The organism is Lacisediminihabitans sp. H27-G8, from assembly GCF_046156175.1.
Lineage (GTDB): Bacteria > Actinomycetota > Actinomycetes > Actinomycetales > Microbacteriaceae > Lacisediminihabitans.
The window spans coordinates 123,486-147,027 of sequence record NZ_JAYLVL010000002.1 but is presented as its reverse complement, the minus strand read 5'-3'; the positions used below and the strand labels follow the sequence as shown (position 1 = coordinate 147,027).

Here is a 23,542-nt window from a genome sequence, read left to right as displayed (position 1 = left end):
GCTTACCGGAATCCATCGTCGTACCCCGGGAATTTTCACCACCAACTCGCGCGAAAAATGAGGACTTCATGGATCAGCCGGATCCCTTCGGTTTCATCGGGCTCACCTACGACGACGTGATGCTGCTTCCGGGCCATACCGACGTCATCCCGAGTGAAGCGGACACCACTGCCCGACTGAGTCGCCGCATCACCGTCGCCGCTCCGCTGCTCTCCTCCGCGATGGACACCGTGACGGAATCACGCATGGCCATCGCCATAGCGCGCCAGGGGGGTTTCGGTGTGCTGCACCGGAATCTCTCCCTCGCCGACCAGGCCGAGCAGGTCGATCGGGTGAAGCGCAGCGAATCCGGGATGATCACGAACCCGGTGACGACCACCCCCGACGCGACCGTCGCAGAGGTGGATGCCCTGTGTGGCCAGTTCCGGGTCTCCGGCCTTCCGGTCGTCGAAGGCGACGGCACGCTCGTCGGCATCATCACCAACCGCGACATGCGCTTCGTCTCGCCGTTCGAGAAGGCGACTACCTTCGTGCGTGACGTGATGACCCGCACCCCCCTGATCACCGCGCCCGAGGGAATCGACCCGGATGACGCGGTCGCCATCTTCGCCCAGCACAAGATCGAGAAGCTGCCCCTCATCGACGCATCCGGCCGCCTGCGCGGTCTGATCACGGTGAAGGACTTCGACAAGTCGGAGAAGTATCCGCAGGCCACGAAAGACGAGAACGGTCGCTTGCGCGTCGGCGCGGCCATCGGTTTCTTCGGTGACGCCTGGCAGCGCGCGATGCTGCTCATCGACGCCGGGGTTGACGCCCTGGTGGTCGACACAGCGAACGGGGACAGCGCGGGGGTGATCGACATCATCCGTCGGCTGAAGAGCGACCCGGTCGCCCGTCACGTGGACATCATCGGCGGCAACGTGGCGACCCGTGGCGGCGCGCAGGCGCTCGTGGATGCCGGTGCGGACGCCATCAAGGTGGGCGTCGGTCCCGGCTCGATCTGCACCACTCGTGTGGTGGCCGGCGTCGGGGTGCCGCAGGTGACCGCGGTCTACGAGGCCTCCCTCGCGGCGCGTGAGACGGGCATCCCGGTGATCGCCGACGGAGGGCTGCAGTACTCGGGTGACATCGCCAAGGCCCTCGTCGCCGGAGCCGACACCGTGATGCTCGGGTCGCTGCTCGCCGGCTGTGACGAAAGCCCGGGCGACCTGGTCTTCGTGAACGGCAAGCAGTACAAGAAGTACCGCGGCATGGGATCCCTCGGCGCGCTGCAGAGCCGCGGAGAGAAGACCTCCTACTCGAAGGATCGCTACTTCCAGGCCGACGTGCCCTCCGACGACAAGCTCATCCCGGAGGGGATCGAGGGCCAGGTGCCCTACCGTGGCCCGCTGTCGGCCGTGGCCTACCAGCTGCTCGGAGGCCTGCGCCAGTCGATGTTCTACACCGGCGCTCGCACCATCCCGGAGCTGAAGGCCAAGGGTAAGTTCGTGCGGATCACCGCGGCGGGGCTGAAAGAGTCGCACCCTCACGACATCCAGATGACGGTGGAAGCACCGAACTACTCGCGCTGACGCGGGGCGCGCGCGGTCGCGGGCCCGAACTCGGTCGCGATGGAACCCGCGGCGGGGGATATGCCCCTTCCCGGAGTCATACCGACCTCGTGGACGGATTCGTGTCGCCCTCCGTGACGTCATATCCCCTCCTCGACAGGCGGTGGATGTTCGCGAGGTCTCCCAGAACCTCGCTGGCGTGGCGCGCGCGATTCCGGTTCACGGCAGTTTCTGCACATGGACTACGACGCTCTCGGCCGAAACGGACTGATTCTCTTCACCCAACTTCGGGACGTGCTCGGCGATTCGAGGGCTCTTCGCCGCGACGCCGAGCGCGGGATACTCGTGAAACTCCGTCGCGGGGCGTTCGTCACGCGGACAGTCTGGGACGCTGCCGACTCGCGGGGACGACACCTTCTCCGAGCGCGTGCTGCGCTCGCGGCCGTGCAACGGCCCGCTGCCTTGGCCGGTGTCTCTGCCGCTGCCGTCTGGGGGATGCCCATCGATGAGGCCTGGCCGACAGAGGTCACGATTCTCGATGAATGGAGAGGCGGCGGCCGCTCAGAGCCGGGAGTGCGCAAGACCGCAAGCGGATTCCGGACGGCATCCATCCAGGTGGTGGACGGAATCCCGGTGACATCGATCGAGCGGACCGCAATCGACGTCGCTCGCACTCACAGCTTTACCAAAGCGATCGGTTCTTTGGACTGGGTGCTGTGGAGGAAGCGATCCGGGGCACTCGAGAAGGCCGCGCTCGTCGAGGAACTGGATCGGCTCAATCCGCGATTCGGAATTCGTCACCTGCAGCGGTGCATCGGATTCTGGACCAGCCTGTCGGACTCGTTCGGGGAGTCGACGGCGCGTTCCGTCATCCATCTGCTGGGATTCGACGCTCCTGAGTTGCAGGTCGAATTCGTCGACGCCCAAGGAAGGATCGAGCCTGACTTCTTCTGGCGTTCGGTTCGCAGAGCCGCGGAGTTCGACGGTAAGTCCAAGTACACCAGGGGCGAATTCACCAGGGGCGACCCCGGAGATGTCGTCTGGCGAGAGAAGAAGCGAGAGGACAGGTTGCGCGCACTGGAGGTGGGGGTGACCCGCATCCTCACGGAACATGTGGAAGCTCCCGTGCGACTCGAGCGGATGCTGCTGCAGGCCGGTGTCCCTCGCGGCGGGGCTATGACGTCGTGGAGGGATGTGTGACTCCGTCCGCGAGGGCGTTGAGAGTCCGGGAGCGCGCGGGTCTCCCGCCGCGGCGTATGCCGGAGACCGACGGTCGCGATCATCACCCATCAACCCACACCAGCGGGGGATACCCCGGCCGCGCACCCCGGGTAGGGTTGAACCCGTGAGTGACGTAGAAATCGGCCGCGCCAAGCGCGCTCGCCGGGTGTATGCCTTCGATGACATCGCCATTGTGCCGAATCGACGCACTCGGGACCCCCAGGATGTCTCGGTCAACTGGGGCATCGACGCCTACCAGTTCTCCATCCCGTTCCTGGCGGCGCCGATGGACTCGGTCGTCTCTCCCGCCACGGCGATCCTCATGGGGAAGCTCGGCGGCCTGGGTGTGCTCGACCTCGAGGGGCTCTGGACGCGCTACGAGGACCCGGAGCCGCTGTTCGCTGAGATTCGCGCACTTCCTGCTGCGGATGCCATCCGACGCATGCAGGTGATCTATGCGGAGCCGATCAAGCCGGAGCTCGTCATCTCCCGCCTGGCCGAGATCCGCGCCGCCGGAGTGACCGTCGCCGCTGCCCTCTCACCCCAGCGCACCCAGGAGCTGTACAAGACGGTCGTCGAGGCCGGAGTTGACCTCTTCGTCATCCGCGGCACAACCGTGAGCGCCGAGCATGTCTCCCAGAACCAGGAACCGCTCAACCTCAAGAAGTTCATCTACGAGCTGGATGTTCCGGTGATCGTCGGCGGAGCCTCCGGGTACACCCCCGCGCTTCACCTGATGCGCACGGGGGCCGCGGGAGTGCTCGTCGGCTTCGGCGGGGGAGCGGCGTCGTCGACGCGCGCGAGCCTCGGCATCCACGCGCCCATGGCGACCGCGGTGGCGGATGTCGCCGGCGCACGTCGCGACTACATGGACGAGTCCGGCGGGCGTTACGTGCACGTGATCGCCGACGGCGGCCTCGGCACCTCCGGCGACATCGCCAAGGCGTTCTCCGTTGGAGCGGATGCCGTGATGCTCGGGTCGACGCTCGCGCGAGCCACCGAGGCACCGGGCGGCGGATGGCACTGGGGTGCGGAGGCGCACCACAGCGAGTTCCCGCGCGGCAACCGGGTCGAGGTCGGCCAGGTCGCGCCGCTCGAACAGATTCTTTTCGGCCCATCCACAGTTGCGGATGGCACCGTGAACCTCGTCGGCGCGTTGCGCCGGTCGATGGCGACCACCGGGTACTCCGACCTCAAGGAATTCCAGCGGGTCGAAGTGGTGGTCGCGCCGTACCAGAAGTAGCACCGAACAACCAGCACGACTGACGGAGGCAGAGATGGCCAGGCTCAAGACGGTAACCCGCTCATCGAAACTGGGACCGGAGGAGCGCGCTGATGCGATCACTGCGCTCAAGGAGAAGGAACTCGACATCCTCGTCGTTGGCGGCGGGATCGTCGGAACGGGCAGTGCCCTCGACGCCGTGACCCGCGGCCTCAGCGTGGGCATGGTCGAGGCGCGCGACTGGGCGAGCGGCACTTCGAGCCGGTCGTCGAAGCTCGTGCACGGCGGCATCCGCTACCTCGAGCAGTTGGACTTCCGGCTCGTGCGTGAGGCTCTCATCGAGCGCGGCCTGCTGCTGCAGCGGCTCGCCCCTCATCTCGTGAAGCCGGTGCGCTTTCTCTACCCGCTCAAGAAGCGCCTCATCGAGCGTCTCTACATCGGTGCGGGCATGCTGCTCTACGACATCTTCAGCTACACCGGCGGTCGACCGCCCGGTGTGCCGCATCACCGTCATCTCTCCAAGACCCAGGTGATGCGCTCGATTCCCAGCCTGTCCAACGACGCGCTCGTCGGTGGCATCACCTACTACGACGCCCAGGTGGATGACGCCCGCTATGTCGCGAGCTTGGCCCGCACGGCATCGTTCTATGGCGCCCACGTCGCCAGCCGGGTGCGCGTCGAGGGCTTCATCAAGGTGGGCGAGCGAGTGGTCGGCGTCACCGCCCACGACCTCGAGACCGGCGAGAAGTTCGAGATCCGCGCCAAGCAGGTCGTCAACGCCACGGGCGTGTGGACGGATGACACCCAGTCGATGGTGGGCGAGCGCGGCCAGTTCAAGGTTCGGGCCTCCAAGGGCGTGCACCTCGTGGTGCCTCGGGACCGCTTCCAGTCGAGCATGGGCCTGCTGCTGCGCACCGAGAAGAGTGTGCTCTTCGTGATCCCGTGGGGTCGCCACTGGCTGATCGGTACGACCGATACCGACTGGCACCTCGACAAGTCCCACCCCGCTGCGACCGCGGCCGACATCGACTACATCCTCCAGCACGTGAATGACGTGCTCGCGGTGAAGCTCACGCGCGACGATGTCGAAGGTGTCTACGCTGGCCTGCGACCGCTGCTCGCCGGCGAATCGGACCAGACCTCCAAGCTCTCCCGCGAGCACATCGTCGCGCACAGCGTGCCCGGCCTCGTCGTGGTCGCCGGAGGCAAGTGGACCACCTACCGCATCATGGCGAAGGATGCGATCGACGCCGCCGCCGCCGCTCTCGACGCGAACGTGCCCAAGAGCGTCACCCAGGACATCGCCCTGCTCGGCGCAGAAGGCTACCAGGCGGCGTGGAACAAGCGGGCGAAGATCGCCCGGGCGTTCGGCGTGCACAAGGTGCGCATCGAGCACCTGCTCAACCGCTACGGCGTGATGACGGACGAGCTGCTCGACCTCATCCGGGAGACACCCTCGCTCAACACCCCGCTGCCCGGCGCCGACGACTACATCGAAGCCGAGGTGGTCTACGCCGCGACCCACGAGGGCGCCCTGCACCTGGAGGACGTGCTCGCGCGCCGCACCCGCATCTCGATCGAGGCCTGGGACCGCGGCATTTCCGCCGCCCCGGTCGCGGCGAAGCTGATGGGCGATGTGCTCGGTTGGGACGCCGCGAGGGTGGAGGCGGAGACCAACAACTACCTCAAGCGTGTGCAGGCCGAGCGCGACAGCCAGCTCGAGCCCGACGATGAATCCGCCGATCGTGTGCGGCTCGAAGCCCCGGACATCGTTTCGAGTAAGTAGGTCCCGCCCGCCCCGGCGGACGGCTCGCCGGGGGTCGTCCAGGGGCGCCGCGGTAGACTGGACCCTCGTTGTCCGGTCGGTGAAAGGGTCAGCACGATGGTCGATGTTCGACGGGTCAAACTCCCTGGAGTGGGTGTTCTCCACACCTTCGTGACCGCCGACGGCGGTAAGGCCGGCGTCATCACCCACCGTTCCGGGCACAGCGATCTGATCACCTTCGCCGACGAAGAAGACGGATCGGATGCCAGCAAGGTCTCCCTGCGCCTGAGCGAGGACGAGGCTCATACGCTCGCCGAACTGCTCGGCGGCACCCGCATCACCGAGGGCCTCGACAAGCTCGACCAGATCCCGGGTCTCTCCATCGATTGGTTCACGGTCGACTACGACGATCACATCGCGGGCCAGCAGCTCGGCAACCTCGCCTCCCACGGCGTCGTCGGCCTCACCGTCGTCGCGGTCGTGCGCGGTGAGTCGGCGAATCCGGCTCCTGCCGACGACTTCAAGGTCTTCCCCGGCGACACCCTCGTGGTCGCCGGCTCCCCGGAGAAGGTGAACAAGGCCTTCAACTTCTACCGCACGGGCGAACTGACCCTTGCCGCCCGGATGCCCGTCGACGCGCCGCCAGGTACCTAGTCGTGCACCTGGGTGAAGAGCTCGCGATTCTCGGGGCGCTCCTCCTCATCGCCTACGTGTTCGGCAGGCTGGGCAAGCTCATCGGCCTTCCCGCCATCCCGGTCTACATGCTCGTCGGACTGCTGGCGAGCCCGCACACCGGATGGTTCCCGCTCAACTTCGACTCCGGGCAGATCGAACTCATCGCGATCTTCGGGCTGATCCTGCTGCTCTTCAACCTCGGTCTCGAGTTCGACCAGGACGAGTTCTTCGGCAACGCCGGAAAGTTGATCGTCTCGGGCGGGTCGTACATCCTGGTGAACATGGCCGTCGGTCTCGCCTTCGGATTCTGGGTCGGCTGGGGCACCCGCGAGGCGCTCATAATTGCGGGTATCACCGCCACCTCTTCGAGCGCCATCGTCACCAAGCTCCTGATCGAGCTCAACCGCCTCCCCAACCGGGAGACACCGATGATCCTCGGTGTCACCGTGGTCGAAGACATCTTCATCGCCATCTACCTGGCCATCGTGGGCGTCGTCCTCAGCGGTGAGACGGCCATCTGGCCGGTGATCGGCAAGTTGGGCGTCTCATTCCTGTTCCTCGTCGTGATGTTCACGATCGCGCGCTGGGGCGGCAAGTGGGTCTCGAAACTCTTCCGCACCAAGGACGACGAGCTCTTCACCATCCTGTTCTTCGGGCTCGCTGTCGCCTTCGGCGGTATCGGCGAGCTGCTCGGCGTCACGGATGCCATCGGTGCGTTCCTGATCGGGCTCGTGCTCGGCGCGACCAAGTACCGGGCGAAGATCGAAAACCTCTCGCTGCCGATGCGGGATGTCTTCGGAGCGTTCTTCTTCCTCAATTTCGGGCTCACCCTCAACATCTCGCAATTTCCAACGGTGGTCATTCCCGTGGCCGGAGCCGTGGTGATGACACTGGTGCTCAACGTGATCGCCGGGCAGTTCGTGGCCTGGGTCAACAAGCTCGGTCCGCAGGCGGGAATCAATGCGGCGGTGATCCTGCAGAATCGTGGAGAATTCGCGCTCATTCTCGCCACGCTCTCGATCAGTGCGGGACTCGACAGCCGGATCGTGCCGTTCGCAGGACTCTACGTGCTCGTGATGTCGATCATGGGACCGATCCTCGCCGCCAATTCGGTGAAGATCGGCGGAGTCGTGCTGCGCACGAAGAAGAAGAAATCCGCCACAAAGCCGATTCCCATCATGGCGGAGGAGAATATCGCCTTGGTAGAGGCCGCGACTGTTGGGCTCGATGCCGGAGAGCCAGAGCACGCCGTCACCGCCGCCGACCGGCTGATCGAACAGGCGATGCAGCAGTCAGACGCGCAGGCCGAACGCACGAGAGATCCGGAATATTGACAGAATGACCGAGACAGAAACGGTATGGAGCGTCGCCCGCCGACCGCGGTGGATCGGCGCCCTCGCTCTCGCGCTCGTCGTGGCCGCCGGATTCGCCGGACTCAGCCAGTGGCAGCTCGCGCGCGCGGTGTCGACCGGGACGGTGATCGAGCGAGACACCGAGACGGCAGTGCCGCTCGAGGATGTGGCGAAGCCGCAGTCTCCCGTCACCGATCGTGCCAACGCGCAGCTGGTGACCGCGTCCGGTCGTTGGAATGCGGGGGACTATTCGATCGTGAGCGATCGGCTGAACAGGGCGGTCGCCGGGTACTGGGTGGTCGGCCACTTCTCCGCCGGGCTCGACTCCGGCACCTCGGCCGGACTGGCCGTCGCGATCGGCTGGTCCGCGGACCGCGCGGGGGCGGCATCCGCCCTGAGGACTCTCGAGGAGCAGTCGAGTGTCGCCGTCGTGCCGATCGAGGGACGCTACATCCCCGCCGAGGGGCCGCAGGACAGCGACTTCGAGCACGGGAAGCTCTCCACGATGACGCCCGGCGCGTTCCTCAACACCTGGAAGAAACCGGATGTCGCGGGAGTCTACGGCGGGTACCTCACGGCGACCGAGCCCGCCGCCGGTCTCACCAGGATCGATTCGCCGAAGCCCTCCTCCGATGTCGAGGTCAACCTGCTCAACGTCTTCTATGCGGTCGAATGGGTGGTCTTCGCCGGCTTCGCGATCTTCCTCTGGTACCGCCTCGTGCGCGACACGTGGGAGCGGGAGCGTGAGGAGGCCGCGGAGGCCGCAGCGGCCGAGGGAAGCGCGGCAGACGCCCAAGCTGCGCACGTAAACTAGGCTCATGGCGCTTCGACCCCGACTGTCCGACTTCCCGAAGATCCGCGGGGCGGTGAAGTGGTACCGGGTGTCCGCGTATGTCACCGGCACCCTGCTGCTGCTGCTCGTGCTCGAGATGGTGCTGAAGTACACGCCGATCCAGCGGGAGATCGAGCTCGGCGGCAGCCAGGGTTTCATCGCCCTGGTTCCGGATGGCACGGTTCGTGCGGTCAACCTGTCAACGGGCATCCTCATCGCCCACGGCTGGTTGTACGTGGTCTATCTCTTCGCCGACTTCCGACTGTGGAGCTTCATGCGCTGGCCCTTCCTGCGCTTCATCCAGATCGCCCTCGGTGGGGTCGTGCCATTCCTCTCGTTCATCGTCGAGCACTTCATCACGCGTCGCGTGCGCCTCGAGCTCGCCGAGCTCGAACAGGCCGTCCCGGCTCCGGCCGCCCCCTCGGAGGTAACGAATCATTAGCACGGCACGCAGCGAGACCGACCACCAGCCCGTACTCGTCGTGGACTTCGGCGCCCAGTACGCCCAGTTGATCGCCCGCCGGGTGCGCGAGGCCAATGTCTATTCCGAGATCGTGCCGCACACGATCACGGCGGCCGAGGTCGCCGCCCTCAATCCCTCCGGGATCGTGTTGAGTGGCGGCCCGTCGAGCGTCTACGAGGCGGGATCGCCGAGCCTCGACCCGGGCATCCTCAAGCTCGGTATCCCCACTCTCGGCATCTGTTACGGCTTCCAGGTGATGGCGCAGCAGCTCGGAGGAGAGGTCGCCAACACGGGTCTGCGCGAATACGGGTCGACCGCCGTGACGCTCGCGCCCGGCAGCTCGACGCTGCTCGGCGACCAGCCGACAGAACAGACCACCTGGATGAGCCATGGCGACTCGGTCTCGAAGGCGCCGGAGGGTTTCACTGTGCTCGCCTCGAGCGCATCCACCCCGGTCGCGGCCTTTGCGAGCGACGAGAAGCGGATGTACGGGGTGCAGTGGCATCCCGAGGTGAAGCACTCCGAGTTCGGCCAGCGGGTGCTCGAGAACTTCCTCCACGATGCCGCGGGGATCCCTGCGGACTGGAACAGCGGGAGCGTCATCGCCGAGCAGGTGGAGCGCATCCGCGCCCAGGTGGGTACCGCCCGGGTGATCTGCGGACTCTCCGGAGGCGTCGACTCGGCCGTCGCCGCGGCGATCGTCCACAAGGCCGTCGGCGACCAGCTCGTCTGTATCTTCGTGGACCACGGACTGCTGCGTCAGGATGAGCGCCGCCAGGTCGAGGAGGACTATGTCGCCTCCACCGGCGTGCGACTCGTCACCGTGGATGCCGTCGACCAGTTCCTCGACGCCCTCGCCGGGGTGAGCGACCCCGAGACCAAGCGCAAGATCATCGGCCGCGAATTCATCCGTTCCTTCGAGGCCGCAGCCGCCGATCTCGTCGCCGAAGCGGCGGGGGATGGAACGTCGATCGACTTCCTCGTGCAGGGCACCCTGTATCCCGATGTCGTCGAATCGGGCGGCGGAACCGGCACCGCGAACATCAAGAGCCACCACAACGTCGGCGGACTGCCCGAAGACCTCCAGTTCTCACTCGTCGAGCCGCTTCGTGCCCTGTTCAAGGACGAGGTGCGGGCCATCGGTCGTGAGCTCGGGCTTCCGGAGGTCATCGTCGGCCGCCAGCCCTTCCCCGGCCCCGGCCTCGGCATCCGTATCGTCGGCGAGGTCACGCGCGACCGCCTCGAGCTGCTGCGAAAGGCGGATGCGATCGCTCGCGCCGAGCTCACGGCGGCCGGCCTCGACCAGGAGATCTGGCAGTGCCCGGTCGTGCTGCTCGCGGACGTGCGCTCCGTCGGCGTGCAGGGAGACGGACGCACTTACGGGCATCCGATCGTGCTTCGCCCGGTCTCGTCGGAAGATGCGATGACCGCCGACTGGACCCGCCTGCCCTACGACGTACTCGCGCGCATCTCCAACCGCATCACCAACGAGGTCGCCGGCGTCAACCGTGTGGTGCTCGACGTCACGTCGAAGCCACCGGGCACCATCGAGTGGGAGTAGCGCTACTCCGTCGGGCTGATGGTGGTGCGGATCGATTGCGCGATGTGCTCCAGCAACTCGATGGCATCGACCGCACCGTCCGGTCTCCAGCTGTCGTTGGCGTGCGCCACCGCTTCGAAGTATCGGCGATAGACCCCCGCGCGTGCATCCTGGCCGGTGGGTGACAGGCGAACGTAGAGAGAGCGGCGATCGTCCGGGTTCGGGCGACGTAAGACCAGTTGGGCGGCCTCGAGCCGGTCGACCATCGCGGTCATGGCGCCGGTGGTGAGGCCCAGTTCCCGCGCCAGTGCCTTGGGGGTCACTTCGCCGATCTCGCCCAGATGCATCAGCGCGTTGAACTCCGAGGCGCTCACGTGAAGAGTCTCGGCGAAGACACCGCGGATGCGGCGATGCTCGATGTCGAGATGATGGAGGGCTCGCGCCAGAAGCCGCGTGGGGCTCGCTGGATCGCCAAGGAGGTGCGCATCATCCGACACGAGAGGTGCCTGCCGAGCAGCCAGTTCAGCGGATGTCACGGACTGTTCCTTCGTTTGGCGGTTCTGTGCACTAAAGCCTAGGTTCAGCCGCGGCTCCGCGCACGAACTGAGTACCCCCAGTAGTTGGGTGCCGGGCATCTGTCGTCGCTAGTGTGACTTCACGGCCGCGGTCCCGTTAGCCGACGTGCAGAATGCCGCGGCGACCCGAGGCGGCCGGCTGGAGATTATCGGCGCAGCAGGGCGAGCAGGCGCAGGATCTCGAGGTAGAGCCAGACGACGGTGACCATGATGCCGAAGGCGGCGATCCAGCCGTAGGCGCGCTGCGCTCCGCGCTGCACGCCGGCCTTGATGCTGTCGAAGTCGAGTACCAGCGAGTAGGCCGCCATGACGATCACGAGCGGGCCGAGGATGACCCCGAGCGGAATACCTCCGAGGATCGGGATTTCCGCGCTGCGCAGACCGAAGGCGTCCGAGTTGACGCCGGTCGCGATGAGGATGAAGTTGATCAGCGAGAAGACGCCGTAGCCGATCATCGCGATCAGGAACACCTTCGTTGCACGCTTGGATGCGCGGATCTTGCCACTGACGAAGAGTGCGAGGGTCACTCCGACCACCACAAGGGTGCCGAGAACCGCCTGGACGGCGATGCCGGGGAAGCGCGATTCGAAGAATACGGTGATGCCACCGACGAAGATCCCCTCGACGGCGGCATAGCTGAGCACCAGCGCGGGAGAGGGCTTCTTCTTGAAGATGTTGACGAGCGCGAGCACGAATCCGACGATGGCGGCCGGAAGGGCGAGCACCGGGAAGAACCAGCCGACGGCGGCGCCGACCAGCAGGATCACGAACGAGACGACGATCTTGACCATCGTGTCTTCATAGGTCATGCGGTCGGTGTCGGTGGGTGTCGCCGAGGGTGCGCTGTAGAGCTCGGTGAGCTGGGCTGCCGTCATTCCCTCGGTGGAGACCGCGGGAGTCGCGCCGGACTGCATCTTCGCCGCGATGTCGCGATTGGACGAGAACGCGGGGGAACGGTTGAATGCCGGGTTTGAGGAAGCCATGGTGCCGAGTTTATCGGCCGAGGCATCCGAAATGCTGGGGATTGCCCTGCTATCGGCCCAGCGTTGTGCGCACGGCGATACCGCGGGCGATCCAGGCGGATGCCACGATCACCACCAGAGAGACGGCCACCACGATCGCCCCGTCCCCGTATTGCGGATAGAGCTGCGCGAGGATGAGGCCGCTGGCCAGCGGAAGAAGCGTCGCGAGGTAGCTGCGCCCGGGGCGCTGCCGCAGCAACAGCCAGAAGGCGAGCGGCCCGACGAGAAGCACCGCGGCGACCGACCCGATCAGCAGTGAGCCGACGAGAAGCGCGCTCGGCACCGCGACCGCAGCCCGTCGAGCACCCCGCGCGGGCAGGATCAGCCAGCCGGCGATGTGCGCTCCGGCGCCGAGAACGATCAGGTAGTCGGCATACGCGGATCCGGCCTGCAGCACGAGTGCGCCGGCCAGGATCAGCGCGAGGGCACCGGCATAGCGCACGCGGTAGCTGCCCCAGCGCAGGGGGATTCGCGCGGTCGGTTCCTGCCAGCCGGAGGGCGTCGCCATGGGCTCAGCCCCGGGGACTGAAGACGGCGATCGCCACGAGCATGATCAACACGCCACCCCCGAGGGCCATGGCGACTCCGAAGATGACGGCCGCATCCATTCGCTTTCGGGGCAACGGTTCGTCCGGCTCGTCGGGGCGGATGGCCGAGGGGATCGGCTCGCGTAGCTGGGCGGTCGCGCCCTCCACCGCCGTGTCCTCGGCTGCCACAACGGGTTCACCGCACGCGATGCAGAACTTCCAACTCGGATCGAGCGTCGTCCCACAGTTCGTGCATTTCCCCATGGCCACGAGAGTAGCAAGTCCGCCGAGCGCGCCAGCGGCATCCCGTAGCGTTGCCCCTGTGACTACTTCACCCGGCCCCCTCGTGATCGGTCATCGCGGAGCGAGTGGCTACCGACCAGAGCACACCCGCTCGGCCTATGAACTCGCCTTCGCGCAGGGGGTGGATGCCGTGGAGCCCGATCTTGTCGCGACGAAGGACCGCGTGCTCGTGATCCGCCACGAGAACGAGATCTCGGGCACGACGGATGTGGCCTCGCATCCCGAGTTCGCGGACCGTCGGACGACGCGAGACATCGACGGGGTGAGTCTCACCGGCTGGTTCACCGAGGACTTCACCTGGGCGGAGCTGGCCACGCTGCGCGCGCGGGAGCGGCTCCCCAAGGTGCGACCGCACAACACGGAGCACGGGGACGAGGGGATCCTGAGGCTCGTCGACCTGATTGCGCTGCTCGATGCGGCACCGCTGAGCGCTCGCGGCGCCCGAATCGGCATGGTCGCGGAGATCAAGCACGCCAGCTATTTCGCGTCGATCGGCCTGCCCCTCGACGAACTCTTCGGGAACGAGCTCGCCTCGGCGGGCTGGACCGACGACGACAGGCTGACGGTCGAGAGCTTCGAAGAGACCGTGCTCGGGCAGATCCGCGACCGGGGAGTGCGGGCGCGCTATGTGTTCCTGGTCGACGTGGAGGGCGCGCCGGCCGACCAGGTCGCCCAGCGTGGCGCCGACGCTCGCCCCTACTCGTCCTACCTCACCGTCGACGGCATGGCGGCGCTCGCGGTCGCCGCAGACGGCATCAGCTTCGACAAACACCTGCTGCAAGAGGCGGATGCCTCGGGCTCGGCCGTGGGCGCCGAACTCGTCGCGCGCGCCCACGCCGCAGGACTCACCGTGTTCTGTTGGACCCTCCGCGCCGAGAACAGGTTTCTCGCGAAGGCACTCCGGAACGGCACCTCCGCGAGCCGGTTCGGTGACTGGAAGACCGAGTTCCTCGAGCTGATGGGCATGGGGGTCGACGGGGTCTTCACCGACCAGCCCGACCTCGCCATCGCGGCGAGGTCTGCGCTACTGCTCGAGTAGGTCGGCGGCGGTGTCGAAGTCCTCGACACCCGGGCACAGGCGAACTACTCTCACGATATGGAAACTCTCGATCTAACCGAACGCGCGCTGCAGCAGGACGAGGCCCGGCTGCGCGGTCGCCGCAACGGTGGGCTTCTGATCGCGCTCGGCGCGCTCGCGGTCATCGGATCCTGGTGGCTCGTGCCCCAGTCGATCATCGCGCTCGCCGTGACCTCCATCGATTCCACCATCGGAACCATCGATGTCGCGGTGGGCATCGTCGCGCTCGTCTCGGGCATCACGCTCATCGTGGTCGGCATCCAGACCCAGCGGCGCGCGAGCACCGGCGATCCGCAGTCCTCCGCCGGCCGAGCCAACACGCGTTTCGACAACCCGGGGGCACCGACCCCGAATGGCCAGCCGCCGCTCAACTGGACCGGCCTCACGCCGCACTGAGCAGCAGCCCCGGTGGGCGTCACTGAAGCGCGGGTGTCGGCTCTTTTCGCTCCGTCAGCAGCGCCCGCGCGGCCAACCCGATCACCGCGCTGTAGGTGGGATAGGCGAACTTGACGTTCGCGAGGGTCGCCACATCGATGCCCGCCGCCATCGCTGTGGTGACCGACTGCACCACTTCGATCGCGTTCTCGCCGACAGCGTGCGCCCCGAGAATCAGCTCGCGGCGGCGATCTGAGATGAGCATGAGGAATCCACGCTCCCGGTCGTCGATCACGGCCCGGTCGAGAGTGGAGTAATCGACGCGGGCGACGACACAGTGCGGATCGCGATCGCGGGCCACTGCCTCGGTGAGTCCCACACCCGCATAGTCCGGGTCGGTGAAGCCGCCGGCGGGCAGCAGGTGATGCGGGGTGCGTCGATTCGCGTCGAGCACCGCGTTCTCCGCCGCGGCCTCACCCTCGAAGTGAGCGGCCTGCACGAGCATGTCCCGACCGTTCGCATCCCCCACGGCGAAGATGTGCGGCACGGACGTGCGGAAGTACTGGTCCACCGGAATCGCCGACCGGGCCGGCGTGATCCCCGCGTGCTCGAGACCGAGGTCGTCGACATCCGCGGGCCAGCCGGTCGCCATGATCACGGCGTCGAAGTCGGCGGATGTCTCGGCACCGCCCTCCCTCCAGCTCAGGCGGATCGAGCCATCGGCGGCCCGCGAGAGGCCGTCGACCCCGTCCACACCGGTGCGGACGGACACGCCCTGTTGTACGAAGGCCTCGCTCACGGCCTCGGCGATCGCGGCATCGGAGGCCATGAGAAGGCGAGGCGCGACATCCAGCACGGTGACGGCGCTGCCGAAGGAGTTGAACACCGTCACGAGCTGCGCCCCGGTATTGCCCGCCCCGATCACGGCGAGGCGCGCGGGCAGCTCCGGCAGGGAGAGGATGTCTTCCGGAACGGTCGCGAGCTGCGCTCCGGGGATCGGCAGCCGGCGGGAGTGCCCGCCGACACAGATGATGACCGACTCGGCGGTGACGACGCGACCGCTGTCGAGCACAAGGGTGTTGGCGTCGGAGAAGCGCGCGCGGCCCTCCAGGATCAGCTCGATCCCGGCAGCCGCGAATCGATCCGCCTCGGCTTTGATCGAGCGCACCCGGTCCACGGTTCGCGTCACCCGGGCGACCGTCTCCGGCCAGTCGAGGGACTGCTCGGTGAGGATGATTCCCCACGATCCTGCGGTGCGCATCTCGCGGGTGATGCGGGCGGTTCTGGCGAGAACCCGGGTGGGCACGCAGCCGGTGTTCACGCAGGTGCCGCCGGTGCGGTCCGCTTCGAGCACGGCGACCCGGGCGCCGAGTTCGGCGGCTCGGAGGGCGGCGGCGGTGCCGGCTGGCCCGGCTCCGATGACGACGACGTCGAAGTCACGATCGACGGGGGATGCGGGCACGGTTCTCTCCAAGGGACTCGATCTCAGAGTAAAGGTGATCCCGATCGAGCCCCTCGCCCATCAGCACTTTCGCAGAACCGTCGGTGCCTCGCCCTACAATTGGGTCGGTTATGACCTTCATCCTGGATCCGGCCGAGCCCTCGCGTTCCGAGCCGAGAGAGTCGCCCCTGCTCGCCGGACTCAATCCGCAGCAGCGCGAAGCCGTCGAGTACCGCGGCCATGCCCTGCTCATCGTCGCGGGTGCCGGATCCGGCAAGACCAGCGTGCTCACCCGGCGGGTCGCGAGCCTGATCGAGAGCCAGGATGCCTGGCCGTCGCAGATCCTCGCGATCACCTTCACCAACAAGGCGGCTGCCGAGATGCGCGAGCGCGTCGAGGCCATCCTCGGACAGGCCTCCCAGGGCATGTGGATCTCGACCTTCCACTCCGCCTGCGTGCGCATCCTGCGCCGGGAGGCCGAGCACTTCGGTTTCGGAAAGAACTTCACGATCTACGACTCGGCGGACTCGCGTGCGCTGATCAAGCGGATCATCAAGGACCTGGATGCCGACACCTTCGGTTTCACCGTCTCGAGCGTCGCGGGCAAGATCTCCAAGCTCAAGAACGAGCTGAACGACGTGGAGTCCTATGCGCGCGGGGCGAACTTCAATGATCCCGCCGAGCGGGTGTTCCTCGACATCTTCCGCGAATACACGCGCAGCCTGCAGAGCGCCAACGCCTTCGACTTCGACGACCTCATCGGCCAGACCGTCTACCTGTTCCGGGCCTTCCCGCAGGTGGCCGCGCTCTACCAGCGGCGCTTCCGGCACATCCTGGTCGACGAATACCAGGACACGAACCACGCCCAGTACTCGCTGATCCGGGAGCTGACGCAGCCGCCACGCACCGACCTGCTCGGGGGTGCGACGGGCTTCGACGGGTCGCTGCTCAGCAACCCCACGAAACACCTCGAACCCGCGTCGCTCACGGTCGTCGGTGATTCCGACCAGTCGATCTACGCGTTCCGCGGCGCGGACATCCGTAACATCGTCGAGTTCGAACGCGACTTCCCGAACTCCAAGGTGGTATTGCTCGAGCAGAACTACCGCTCGACGCAGAACATCCTGAGCGCGGCCAATGCGGTGATCTCGAACAACTTCGACCGCAAGGACAAGAAGCTCTTCACCACCGTCGGCGACGGCGACAAGATCGTGGGCTTCACCGGTTACAGCCAGCACGACGAAGCCCAGTTCATCGCGGACGAGATCACCGAGCTCCATTCCACCGGCAACATCGAGTATCGCGACATCGCCGTCTTCTACCGCACCAACGCCCAGACGAGAGCGCTGGAAGAGATCTTCATCCGCTCGGCGCTGCCCTACCGGGTGCTCGGCGGAACCAAGTTCTACGAACGCGCCGAGATCAAGGATGCCTTCGGTTACCTCATCGCCATCGCGAACCCCGCGGACCCGATGGCCCTGCGTCGCATCCTCAACACCCCGAAGCGTGGCATCGGTGGCGTCACCGAAGCGACCCTGCAGCGCTACGCGGAGACGCACGGGATCACTCTGCGGGAGTCTCTGCGCCACGCGGATGAGATGGGGTTCGGGCCCAAAATCACCGGGGCGATCCTCGGCCTCGGCGCGATCCTCGACGAGGTGGCGCTCACCTCCGACACCGCCGCGGTCGCCGAAATCCTCACCGCCCTCATCACCAAGACCGGACTCGTCGAGGCGCTGCGGGCGTCCCGCGACCCCCAGGACGAGGCCCGCGCCGAGAACATCGAGGAGCTCGTGGCGGTGACCAAGGAGTTCAACAAGAACAATCCGGATGGCACGCTGCTCGACTTCCTCACCGAGACCTCGCTCGTGGCGGCGGCCGACGATATCGACGATTCGAGCGGCACCGTCTCGCTCATGACGCTCCACACCGCGAAAGGCCTGGAGTACGAGGCCGTGTTCCTCACCGGAATCGAGGAAGACCTGCTCCCGCACCGGATGTCGGCGAACGAGCCCGGCGGTCCCGCCGAGGAACGTCGACTGTTCTACGTGGGCATCACGCGCGCTCGCCGCAAGCTCTACCTCTCGCTCGCCATGACTCGCGCGCAGTTCGGCGAGGTCTCCGTGGCCATGCCGTCGCGCTACCTGCAGGAGATTCCGCCCGAGCTCATCGACTGGCGCCAGTCGCCCGGCATGGCCACCTCGCGCGGGGGCACCCAACCTCGGGCGCTCAACGCCCGCCGCGGCGGATTCGGTGCGGAGGATTCCCCGGCGCTGGGCTCGGGCTATGGCGCCTCCAGCGGACCGGGGGCGACGGCGCTCGCCCGTGCCGCCCGTGCCGAGCGAGCGGCGCAGCCAAAGACCCAGTGGGCCAACCGGGTGACTAACGTGGTGCGGGACAACGGCGACCTGACGCTGGCGGCGGGGGATCGCATCCGCCATATCGACTTCGGTGACGGTCGGGTGACCGGGGTGACCGGCATCGGGCCCAAGTCGATCGCCGAGGTGCAGTTCGACACCGCCGGGCGCAAGCGCCTACTGATCAAACTGGCGCCCATCGAGAAGCTCTAGCTGGCGCGTCCCTCTGCCTCAGCGGTGCCTTTCATCATTCAGGAAGGTGCGGGGCTGAAGGGGTGGGATGACTCTAGTGGGAACGCATCCCGCACTCTGGCCACTCCCACCTCAAACCTTCCTGAATGATGTGAGTCCTGGGGGAGTGGAATTATCGGGGGCGCATCCCCGTTCTGGATCAGGTCCTGCTCTCCAGTTCAGAGCTCACCAGTTCAGAAGGAAGTACCGTGCAACTCTTCGCGCCCGTGAACCTCGGGGCCCTCGCCCTGTCCAACCGTGTCGTCATGGCGCCCCTCACCCGGCTGCGTGCCGGTGATGCCGGCGTGCCGAACGACCTTCTCGTCGAGCACTATCGGCAGCGCGCCACTCTCGGCCTCATCGTGACCGAAGGCACCTTCCCGAGCCCGGTGAGCCGGGCGTACCCGGGCCAGCCCGGCATCGTCACCGCCGAGCAGATCGCCGGCTGGCGCCGGGTGACCGAAGCCGTGCACGCGGAGGGCGGAATCATCGTCATGCAGCTCATGCACGGCGGACGCGTGACGCATCCCGACATCATCGAAGGCCTCACCCCGGTTGCTCCGAGCGCGATCGCGATCGACGGCGAGACGCACACCCCGCTCGGCAAGAAGCGCTACCCCGAGCCCCGCGCGCTCGAGGCCGACGAACTCCCCGGCGTGACCGAAGAGATCGTGCAGGCCGCCCGCAATGCGATCGAGGCCGGGTTCGACGGCGTCGAGGTGCACTCCGCGAACGGATACCTGCTGCACGAGTTCCTGTCGCCCGTGTCCAACGTGCGCACTGATGCCTACGGTGGATCGCCCGCCAACCGCGCCCGGTTCGGAATCGAGACCGTGACGGCCGTCGCCGAAGCAATCGGAGCGGATCGGGTGGGCATCCGCATCTCGCCCTCGCACAACATCCAGGACGTCTTCGAGACGGATGAGGCAGAGACCAAGGCCACCTACGACGCTCTGATCGACGGCATCGCCCCGCTCGGCCTCGCCTACCTCAGCGTGCTGCACAGCGATCCGGCCGGTGAACTCGTGCAGGACCTCCGCGCCCGCTTCGGCGGACCCCTCATGGTGAACAGCGGTTTCGGCCAGCTGACCACCCGCGACGAGGCGATGGAGTTCGTGAAGGCGGACCACGCGGATGTCGTCGCCGTCGGCCGCCAGGTGATCGCGAACCCCGACCTCGTTGCGCGCTGGCGCGACGACCGCGAGCTCAACGAGCCCAACCCGAGCACCTTCTACGGTGCGACCGGCGAGGGCTACACGGACTACCCCGCCCTCGCGATCTGAACCGTGGCCGCCGTGCAGCCCACGGCGGCCCCGGTCCGCATCAGGACTGGCAGTTGGTGTCGCTGAGGGCCGCTCCCGCAGCACCCACTGCCAGTTCTGGCGCTTGCCGTGCGCAGAGCAGCGGTTGTGGCCCTGGTCGGAGCGGATCCGGCGACTGAACCGTCTTCAGCCGAGCCGTGTGAGCAGGTGGTTCTTGGGCCAGTGCCGCAGCCGGGCGGGCAGCCGCGGGTAGAGGCGCGCCGTGACATCCATCAGGCGATCGAAGCAGCGTTGGCGGCGGTCGTCCCAGGGCAGCGCATAGGCCTCGCGCAGCGCGGGAGAGAGCAAGCCGGCGGTAGCCAGGCGCGCTATCGGCATCAGCGCTCGCATCCAGAGGGGACCGGAGGCCGGTCGCAGCAGTTGCACCGAGACCGCTCGAACCCGGTCGTCGACTTCGAGCCTCGCCAGCTGTTCCTGCCAGTAGCGACCGAAGGCCTCCCGGTCTGCGGGCCAGAGGGTCGCGGGCATGCCGAGAGCGGTGCCGACGACCGCGTAATCCCGGTAGACCCGGTCGGCGGATGCCTCATCGAGGGGGCCGAACACGCGCTCATGCAGCGTGGTCGCCGTCTCGTAGAGCGTGGCCGCCACCCAGAGCTGCAGTCTGGCGTCAGAGGCATCGTAGGTTTCGGACCGCACCGGCGCGTGGGCACGCTGCACCATCGCCGTCACCGCCGCGACCTGGTGCGGGGTGCCGAAGACGAGTGCGTACACGTATGTCAATGTGTTGCTTAGTCGCCGGAGCGGGTCGGCGGCGAAGTCGCTGTGATCGGCGACGGCGTGACCCACCGCGGGCTTCGCCAATTGCAGCAGGATCGCGCGACCGCCACCGGCGAGCAGCACGGCCTCGGCGCCGATGTCGGTGAGCGCCACGGGTTTCATCCGTCCATTGTGCGCCGTGCTCCATGAGCGTGGGCACGTAGGCTGACGCGCATGACCGTGTCTTCAGTGCACCTCGTGCTTCCGTCATCCGGTCAGCTCGCCGAGCGTTTCGCCCAGCTGCGTGCCGAGCTGGGGCTGCTCGCGGAATTCCCCGCGGCGATCGAGGCCGATGCGCGATCCGTGATCGCCCACCAGGTGCTGCCGGAGGTGGACAGCACGGCGATACCGTTCATCACGATCGACCCCGCTGGTGCCACCGACCTCGACCAGGCGCTCCACCTCGAGCGCAGCGCCGACGGATACCGCGTGCGGTACGCCATCGCCGATGTGCCAGCGTTCGTCGCACCGAACGGCCCGATCGATGCGGAGGCCCGCCGGCGCGGCCAGACCATGTACGCGCCCGACGGCCGCATCCCCTTGCATCCGACTGTCATCAGTGAGGATGCCGCGTCGCTGCTGCCGGGCGAGGTGCGCGGCGCGTTCGTGTGGGACTTCACGCTCGACGCCGCCGCCGACGTGATCGTCGCCACCGTCGCCCGCGCTCGCATTCGCAGCATCCGCCAGTGCGACTACGCCGAAGTGCAGCGGGAGATCGATGCGGGAACGGCGGCCGAATCACTGCAGCTGCTGCGAGAGGTCGGCGAGAAGCGCATCCTGCTCGAGAGGAAGCGCGGAGGGGCGAGCCTCAACCGCGCCGATCAGGAGGTCACCGAAGTCGATCACGTCTACCGGCTCGAGCGCCGCCGGTCGCTTCCGGTCGAGGACTGGAATGCCCAGCTCTCCCTGATGACCGGCATGGCCGCCGCCGGCATCATGATCGAGGGCGGAGTCGGCATCCTGCGCACCATGCCGGCCCCGGATGCCGCAGCCATCGACCGCTTCCGGCTACAGACCGTGGCACTCGGCTGGCAGTGGGCGCCGCAGCTCGCGTACGGCGAATACCTGCGCACCCTGGACTCGGACGACCCGAGACAGCTCGCGATCATCCATGCGGCCGGTTCGCTCTTCCGCGGCGCCGGCTATACGGTCTTCGACGGCGAGGCCCCGAAGGTCACACTGCAGGCCGCGGTCGGGGCGCCCTATGCGCACACCACCGCGCCGTTGCGACGCCTCGTCGACCGCTTCGTTCTCGTCACCTGCGAGGCGCTCGTGGCCGGGCATCCGGTGCCGTCCTGGGTTCGGAGTGCGCTGCCGGCCATCCCGGCGGTCATGGCTGCGTCGGACGGCATCGCCTCCCGTCTCGGCCGGGGCTCGATCGACGCGGTCGAGGCCGCCGTGCTGCGCGGGCGGGTGGGCGAGGTCTTCGACGCGACGGTGATCTCCGCACGAAAGGGCGGCGGAGTCATCCAACTGGCAGACCCGGCGGTGGCGGCGGAATGCAGCGGGCAGCTCGAGGCGGGCAGCCGGGTGCGCGCGACCCTGGTGACGGCGGACATTCCGACGGGCACCGTGCAATTCTCCGTCTGAATCGGGAGCGCAAAAACCCCCAAAGTTTCCCTCCTGGTCGTCCCACTCGAGCCAAGCTCCCGAGCCGCCGGGGGTAGAGTGCTTGGTGGCCCAAATATCTTGATGTCGAGCTATCTCGATATCGAGAGACTTGCCGCCACATCAGACATACGAACTGCGGATTGGACACAGCAGCGTGGATCTATTTGAGTACCAGGCCCGAGATCTCTTCGAATCCTACGGAGTGCCGGTACTCGCCGGCATCATCGCCGATACGCCGGAAGAGGTGCGCGCAGCCGCGACGAAGCTCGGCGGCACGGTCGTCGTCAAGGCGCAGGTCAAAGCCGGCGGGCGCGGCAAGGCGGGCGGCGTGAAGGTCGCACACAACCCGGACGACGCGGCTGCTGCAGCCGAAGGCATCTTCGGGCTCGACATCAAGGGTCACACCGTCAAGCGGGTCATGGTCGCCGCCGGAGCCCGCATCAAGGAGGAGTACTACTTCTCCGTGCTGCTCGACCGCGCGAACCGCAGCTACCTCTCACTCGCGAGCTACGAGGGTGGCATGGAGATCGAGGAGCTCGCCGTCGAGCGGCCCGAGGCCCTCGCTCGCATCGAGATCGACCCGCTCACCGGCATCGACCTCGCCAAGGCCACCGAGATCGCGATCGCGGGCAAGTTCCCGGCCGACATCGTCGAGAAGGTCGCTCCCGTGTTCGTGAAGCTCTACGAGGTCTACAAGGGCGAGGATGCCACGCTCGTCGAGGTCAACCCGCTCGTGATCACCGAAGACGGTGACATCGTCGCCCTCGACGGCAAGGTATCGCTCGACGAGAACGCGGAGTTCCGTCACCCGAACCACGAGGCACTCGTGGACACCGACTCGGAGGACCCGCTCGAGGCGAAGGCCAAGAAACTCGGTCTCAACTACGTGAAGCTCGACGGTGAGGTCGGTGTCATCGGAAACGGTGCTGGCCTCGTGATGTCCACCCTCGACGTCGTCAGCTATGCGGGCGAGAACTTCGGCAACGTGAAGCCGGCCAACTTCCTCGACATCGGCGGTGGAGCATCCGCCGAGGTGATGGCCAACGGCCTCGACGTGATCCTCGGCGACCCGCAGGTGAAGAGCGTGTTCGTGAACGTCTTCGGCGGCATCACCGCGTGCGACGCGGTGGCCAACGGCATCGTCGGAGCGCTCAAGACGCTCGGCGACACGGCATCCAAGCCCCTCGTTGTTCGTCTCGACGGCAACAAGGTCGAGGAGGGGCGCGCGATTCTCGCCGAATACGCGCACCCGCTCGTGTCGCTCGCCGACACCATGGACGACGGCGCCGCCAAGGCTGCCGAACTGGCTTCGAAGTAAGGGACT

At 67.1% G+C, this 23,542-nt stretch carries 21 protein-coding genes and 1 pseudogene; 15 read left to right on the top strand and 7 right to left on the bottom strand.

The window, feature by feature from the left end:
* The first annotated feature begins 68 nt into the window (after positions 1-68).
* The 9 genes from guaB (at position 69) to guaA (ending at position 10,641) form a co-directional block, all read left to right on the top strand.
* Positions 69-1,571 carry an IMP dehydrogenase gene (gene guaB / locus VLI63_RS05480; RefSeq protein WP_185201675.1) on the top strand — a complete coding sequence of 501 codons (1,503 nt, stop codon included), beginning with the start codon at positions 69-71 and terminating at the stop codon, positions 1,569-1,571.
* Between the two features lie 216 nt (positions 1,572-1,787).
* Entirely contained in the window at positions 1,788-2,750 is a 963-nt protein-coding gene (locus VLI63_RS05475) for a hypothetical protein (RefSeq protein WP_409155893.1), read from the top strand.
* 145 nt (positions 2,751-2,895) lie between these two features.
* Entirely contained in the window at positions 2,896-4,014 is a 1,119-nt protein-coding gene (locus tag VLI63_RS05470; protein ID WP_354574417.1) for a GuaB3 family IMP dehydrogenase-related protein, read from the top strand.
* A 34-nt stretch (positions 4,015-4,048) separates the two neighbouring features.
* The gene (locus VLI63_RS05465; protein ID WP_409155892.1) at positions 4,049-5,779 is read left to right on the top strand and encodes a glycerol-3-phosphate dehydrogenase/oxidase; all 1,731 of its coding nucleotides are present in this window, start codon (positions 4,049-4,051) and stop codon (positions 5,777-5,779) included.
* Positions 5,780-5,908: 129 nt separating this feature from the next.
* Entirely contained in the window at positions 5,909-6,412 is a 504-nt protein-coding gene (locus VLI63_RS05460) for a cation:proton antiporter regulatory subunit (RefSeq protein ID WP_409155891.1), read from the top strand.
* A 2-nt stretch (positions 6,413-6,414) separates the two neighbouring features.
* On the top strand, positions 6,415-7,767 hold the full coding sequence (locus VLI63_RS05455; RefSeq protein ID WP_409155890.1) for a cation:proton antiporter: 1,353 nt from the start codon (positions 6,415-6,417) through the stop codon (positions 7,765-7,767).
* A 4-nt stretch (positions 7,768-7,771) separates the two neighbouring features.
* Positions 7,772-8,599, top strand: coding sequence for an SURF1 family cytochrome oxidase biogenesis protein (locus VLI63_RS05450; protein ID WP_409155889.1), 828 nt, complete (start codon positions 7,772-7,774; stop codon positions 8,597-8,599).
* Positions 8,600-8,603: 4 nt separating this feature from the next.
* Positions 8,604-9,059 (top strand): DUF3817 domain-containing protein, encoded by a 456-nt coding sequence (locus VLI63_RS05445; RefSeq protein ID WP_409155888.1) that lies wholly within the window; start codon positions 8,604-8,606, stop codon positions 9,057-9,059.
* Positions 9,055-10,641 (top strand): glutamine-hydrolyzing GMP synthase, encoded by a 1,587-nt coding sequence (gene guaA / locus VLI63_RS05440; RefSeq protein WP_409156584.1) that lies wholly within the window; start codon positions 9,055-9,057, stop codon positions 10,639-10,641. Before VLI63_RS05445 ends, guaA begins: the two co-directional genes overlap by 5 nt.
* 2 nt (positions 10,642-10,643) lie before the next feature.
* Here guaA and VLI63_RS05435 read toward each other — a convergent pair whose 3' ends face one another.
* The 5 genes and pseudogenes from VLI63_RS05435 to VLI63_RS05415 all read right to left on the bottom strand — a co-directional run.
* Positions 10,644-11,156, bottom strand: a complete 513-nt coding sequence (locus VLI63_RS05435; RefSeq protein WP_409155887.1) for a MarR family winged helix-turn-helix transcriptional regulator — start codon at positions 11,154-11,156, stop codon at positions 10,644-10,646.
* A gap of 185 nt (positions 11,157-11,341) precedes the next feature.
* Positions 11,342-12,178, bottom strand: a complete 837-nt coding sequence (locus tag VLI63_RS05430; RefSeq protein ID WP_409155886.1) for a Bax inhibitor-1/YccA family protein — start codon at positions 12,176-12,178, stop codon at positions 11,342-11,344.
* A gap of 49 nt (positions 12,179-12,227) precedes the next feature.
* Positions 12,228-12,725, bottom strand: a complete 498-nt coding sequence (locus tag VLI63_RS05425; RefSeq protein WP_409155885.1) for a hypothetical protein — start codon at positions 12,723-12,725, stop codon at positions 12,228-12,230.
* 4 nt (positions 12,726-12,729) lie between these two features.
* Positions 12,730-12,933 carry a hypothetical protein gene (locus tag VLI63_RS05420; protein WP_409156604.1) on the bottom strand — a complete coding sequence of 68 codons (204 nt, stop codon included), beginning with the start codon at positions 12,931-12,933 and terminating at the stop codon, positions 12,730-12,732.
* Between the two features lie 6 nt (positions 12,934-12,939).
* Positions 12,940-13,008 (bottom strand): annotated as a pseudogene (locus VLI63_RS05415) (zinc-ribbon domain-containing protein); the annotation flags it as partial.
* 58 nt (positions 13,009-13,066) lie between these two features.
* Between VLI63_RS05415 and VLI63_RS05410 the strand changes: the two are divergent.
* Together VLI63_RS05410 and VLI63_RS05405 are read left to right on the top strand one after the other, a co-directional pair.
* On the top strand, positions 13,067-14,086 hold the full coding sequence (locus tag VLI63_RS05410) for a glycerophosphodiester phosphodiesterase family protein (protein ID WP_409155884.1): 1,020 nt from the start codon (positions 13,067-13,069) through the stop codon (positions 14,084-14,086).
* A 57-nt stretch (positions 14,087-14,143) separates the two neighbouring features.
* Entirely contained in the window at positions 14,144-14,521 is a 378-nt protein-coding gene (locus VLI63_RS05405; protein ID WP_409155883.1) for a hypothetical protein, read from the top strand.
* 19 nt (positions 14,522-14,540) lie between these two features.
* On the opposite strand, the gene VLI63_RS05400 is transcribed toward VLI63_RS05405, so the two are convergent.
* Positions 14,541-15,962 carry a dihydrolipoyl dehydrogenase family protein gene (locus VLI63_RS05400; RefSeq protein ID WP_409155882.1) on the bottom strand — a complete coding sequence of 474 codons (1,422 nt, stop codon included), beginning with the start codon at positions 15,960-15,962 and terminating at the stop codon, positions 14,541-14,543.
* Between the two features lie 110 nt (positions 15,963-16,072).
* Here VLI63_RS05400 and VLI63_RS05395 point away from each other — a divergent pair, with 110 nt between their 5' ends.
* Positions 16,073-18,511, top strand: coding sequence for an ATP-dependent helicase (locus VLI63_RS05395; protein ID WP_409155881.1), 2,439 nt, complete (start codon positions 16,073-16,075; stop codon positions 18,509-18,511).
* 227 nt (positions 18,512-18,738) lie between these two features.
* Positions 18,739-19,812 carry an alkene reductase gene (locus tag VLI63_RS05390; RefSeq protein WP_409155880.1) on the top strand — a complete coding sequence of 358 codons (1,074 nt, stop codon included), beginning with the start codon at positions 18,739-18,741 and terminating at the stop codon, positions 19,810-19,812.
* A gap of 165 nt (positions 19,813-19,977) precedes the next feature.
* Here VLI63_RS05390 and VLI63_RS05385 read toward each other — a convergent pair whose 3' ends face one another.
* Positions 19,978-20,730, bottom strand: a complete 753-nt coding sequence (locus tag VLI63_RS05385) for an oxygenase MpaB family protein (RefSeq protein ID WP_409155879.1) — start codon at positions 20,728-20,730, stop codon at positions 19,978-19,980.
* 51 nt (positions 20,731-20,781) lie between these two features.
* Here VLI63_RS05385 and VLI63_RS05380 point away from each other — a divergent pair, with 51 nt between their 5' ends.
* Both VLI63_RS05380 and sucC read left to right on the top strand, forming a co-directional pair.
* Positions 20,782-22,197, top strand: coding sequence for an RNB domain-containing ribonuclease (locus tag VLI63_RS05380; RefSeq protein ID WP_409155878.1), 1,416 nt, complete (start codon positions 20,782-20,784; stop codon positions 22,195-22,197).
* Between the two features lie 175 nt (positions 22,198-22,372).
* Positions 22,373-23,536: an ADP-forming succinate--CoA ligase subunit beta gene (sucC, locus tag VLI63_RS05375; RefSeq protein WP_409155877.1), complete on the top strand. Its 1,164-nt coding sequence runs from the start codon at positions 22,373-22,375 to the stop codon at positions 23,534-23,536.
* Positions 23,537-23,542 lie beyond the last annotated feature (6 nt).

Coding starts and splice junctions, on each gene's coding strand:
- VLI63_RS05475 (WP_409155893.1), top strand. CDS start 1,788: ATGGACTACGACGCTCTCGGCCGAAACGGACTGATTCTCTTCACCCAA.
- VLI63_RS05395 (WP_409155881.1), top strand. CDS start 16,073: ATGACCTTCATCCTGGATCCGGCCGAGCCCTCGCGTTCCGAGCCGAGA.
- VLI63_RS05385 (WP_409155879.1), bottom strand. CDS start 20,730: ATGAAACCCGTGGCGCTCACCGACATCGGCGCCGAGGCCGTGCTGCTC.
- VLI63_RS05405 (WP_409155883.1), top strand. CDS start 14,144: ATGGAAACTCTCGATCTAACCGAACGCGCGCTGCAGCAGGACGAGGCC.
- VLI63_RS05450 (WP_409155889.1), top strand. CDS start 7,772: ATGACCGAGACAGAAACGGTATGGAGCGTCGCCCGCCGACCGCGGTGG.
- VLI63_RS05425 (WP_409155885.1), bottom strand. CDS start 12,725: ATGGCGACGCCCTCCGGCTGGCAGGAACCGACCGCGCGAATCCCCCTG.
- VLI63_RS05445 (WP_409155888.1), top strand. CDS start 8,604: ATGGCGCTTCGACCCCGACTGTCCGACTTCCCGAAGATCCGCGGGGCG.
- VLI63_RS05430 (WP_409155886.1), bottom strand. CDS start 12,178: ATGGCTTCCTCAAACCCGGCATTCAACCGTTCCCCCGCGTTCTCGTCC.
- VLI63_RS05465 (WP_409155892.1), top strand. CDS start 4,049: ATGGCCAGGCTCAAGACGGTAACCCGCTCATCGAAACTGGGACCGGAG.
- VLI63_RS05380 (WP_409155878.1), top strand. CDS start 20,782: ATGACCGTGTCTTCAGTGCACCTCGTGCTTCCGTCATCCGGTCAGCTC.
- guaB (WP_185201675.1), top strand. CDS start 69: ATGGATCAGCCGGATCCCTTCGGTTTCATCGGGCTCACCTACGACGAC.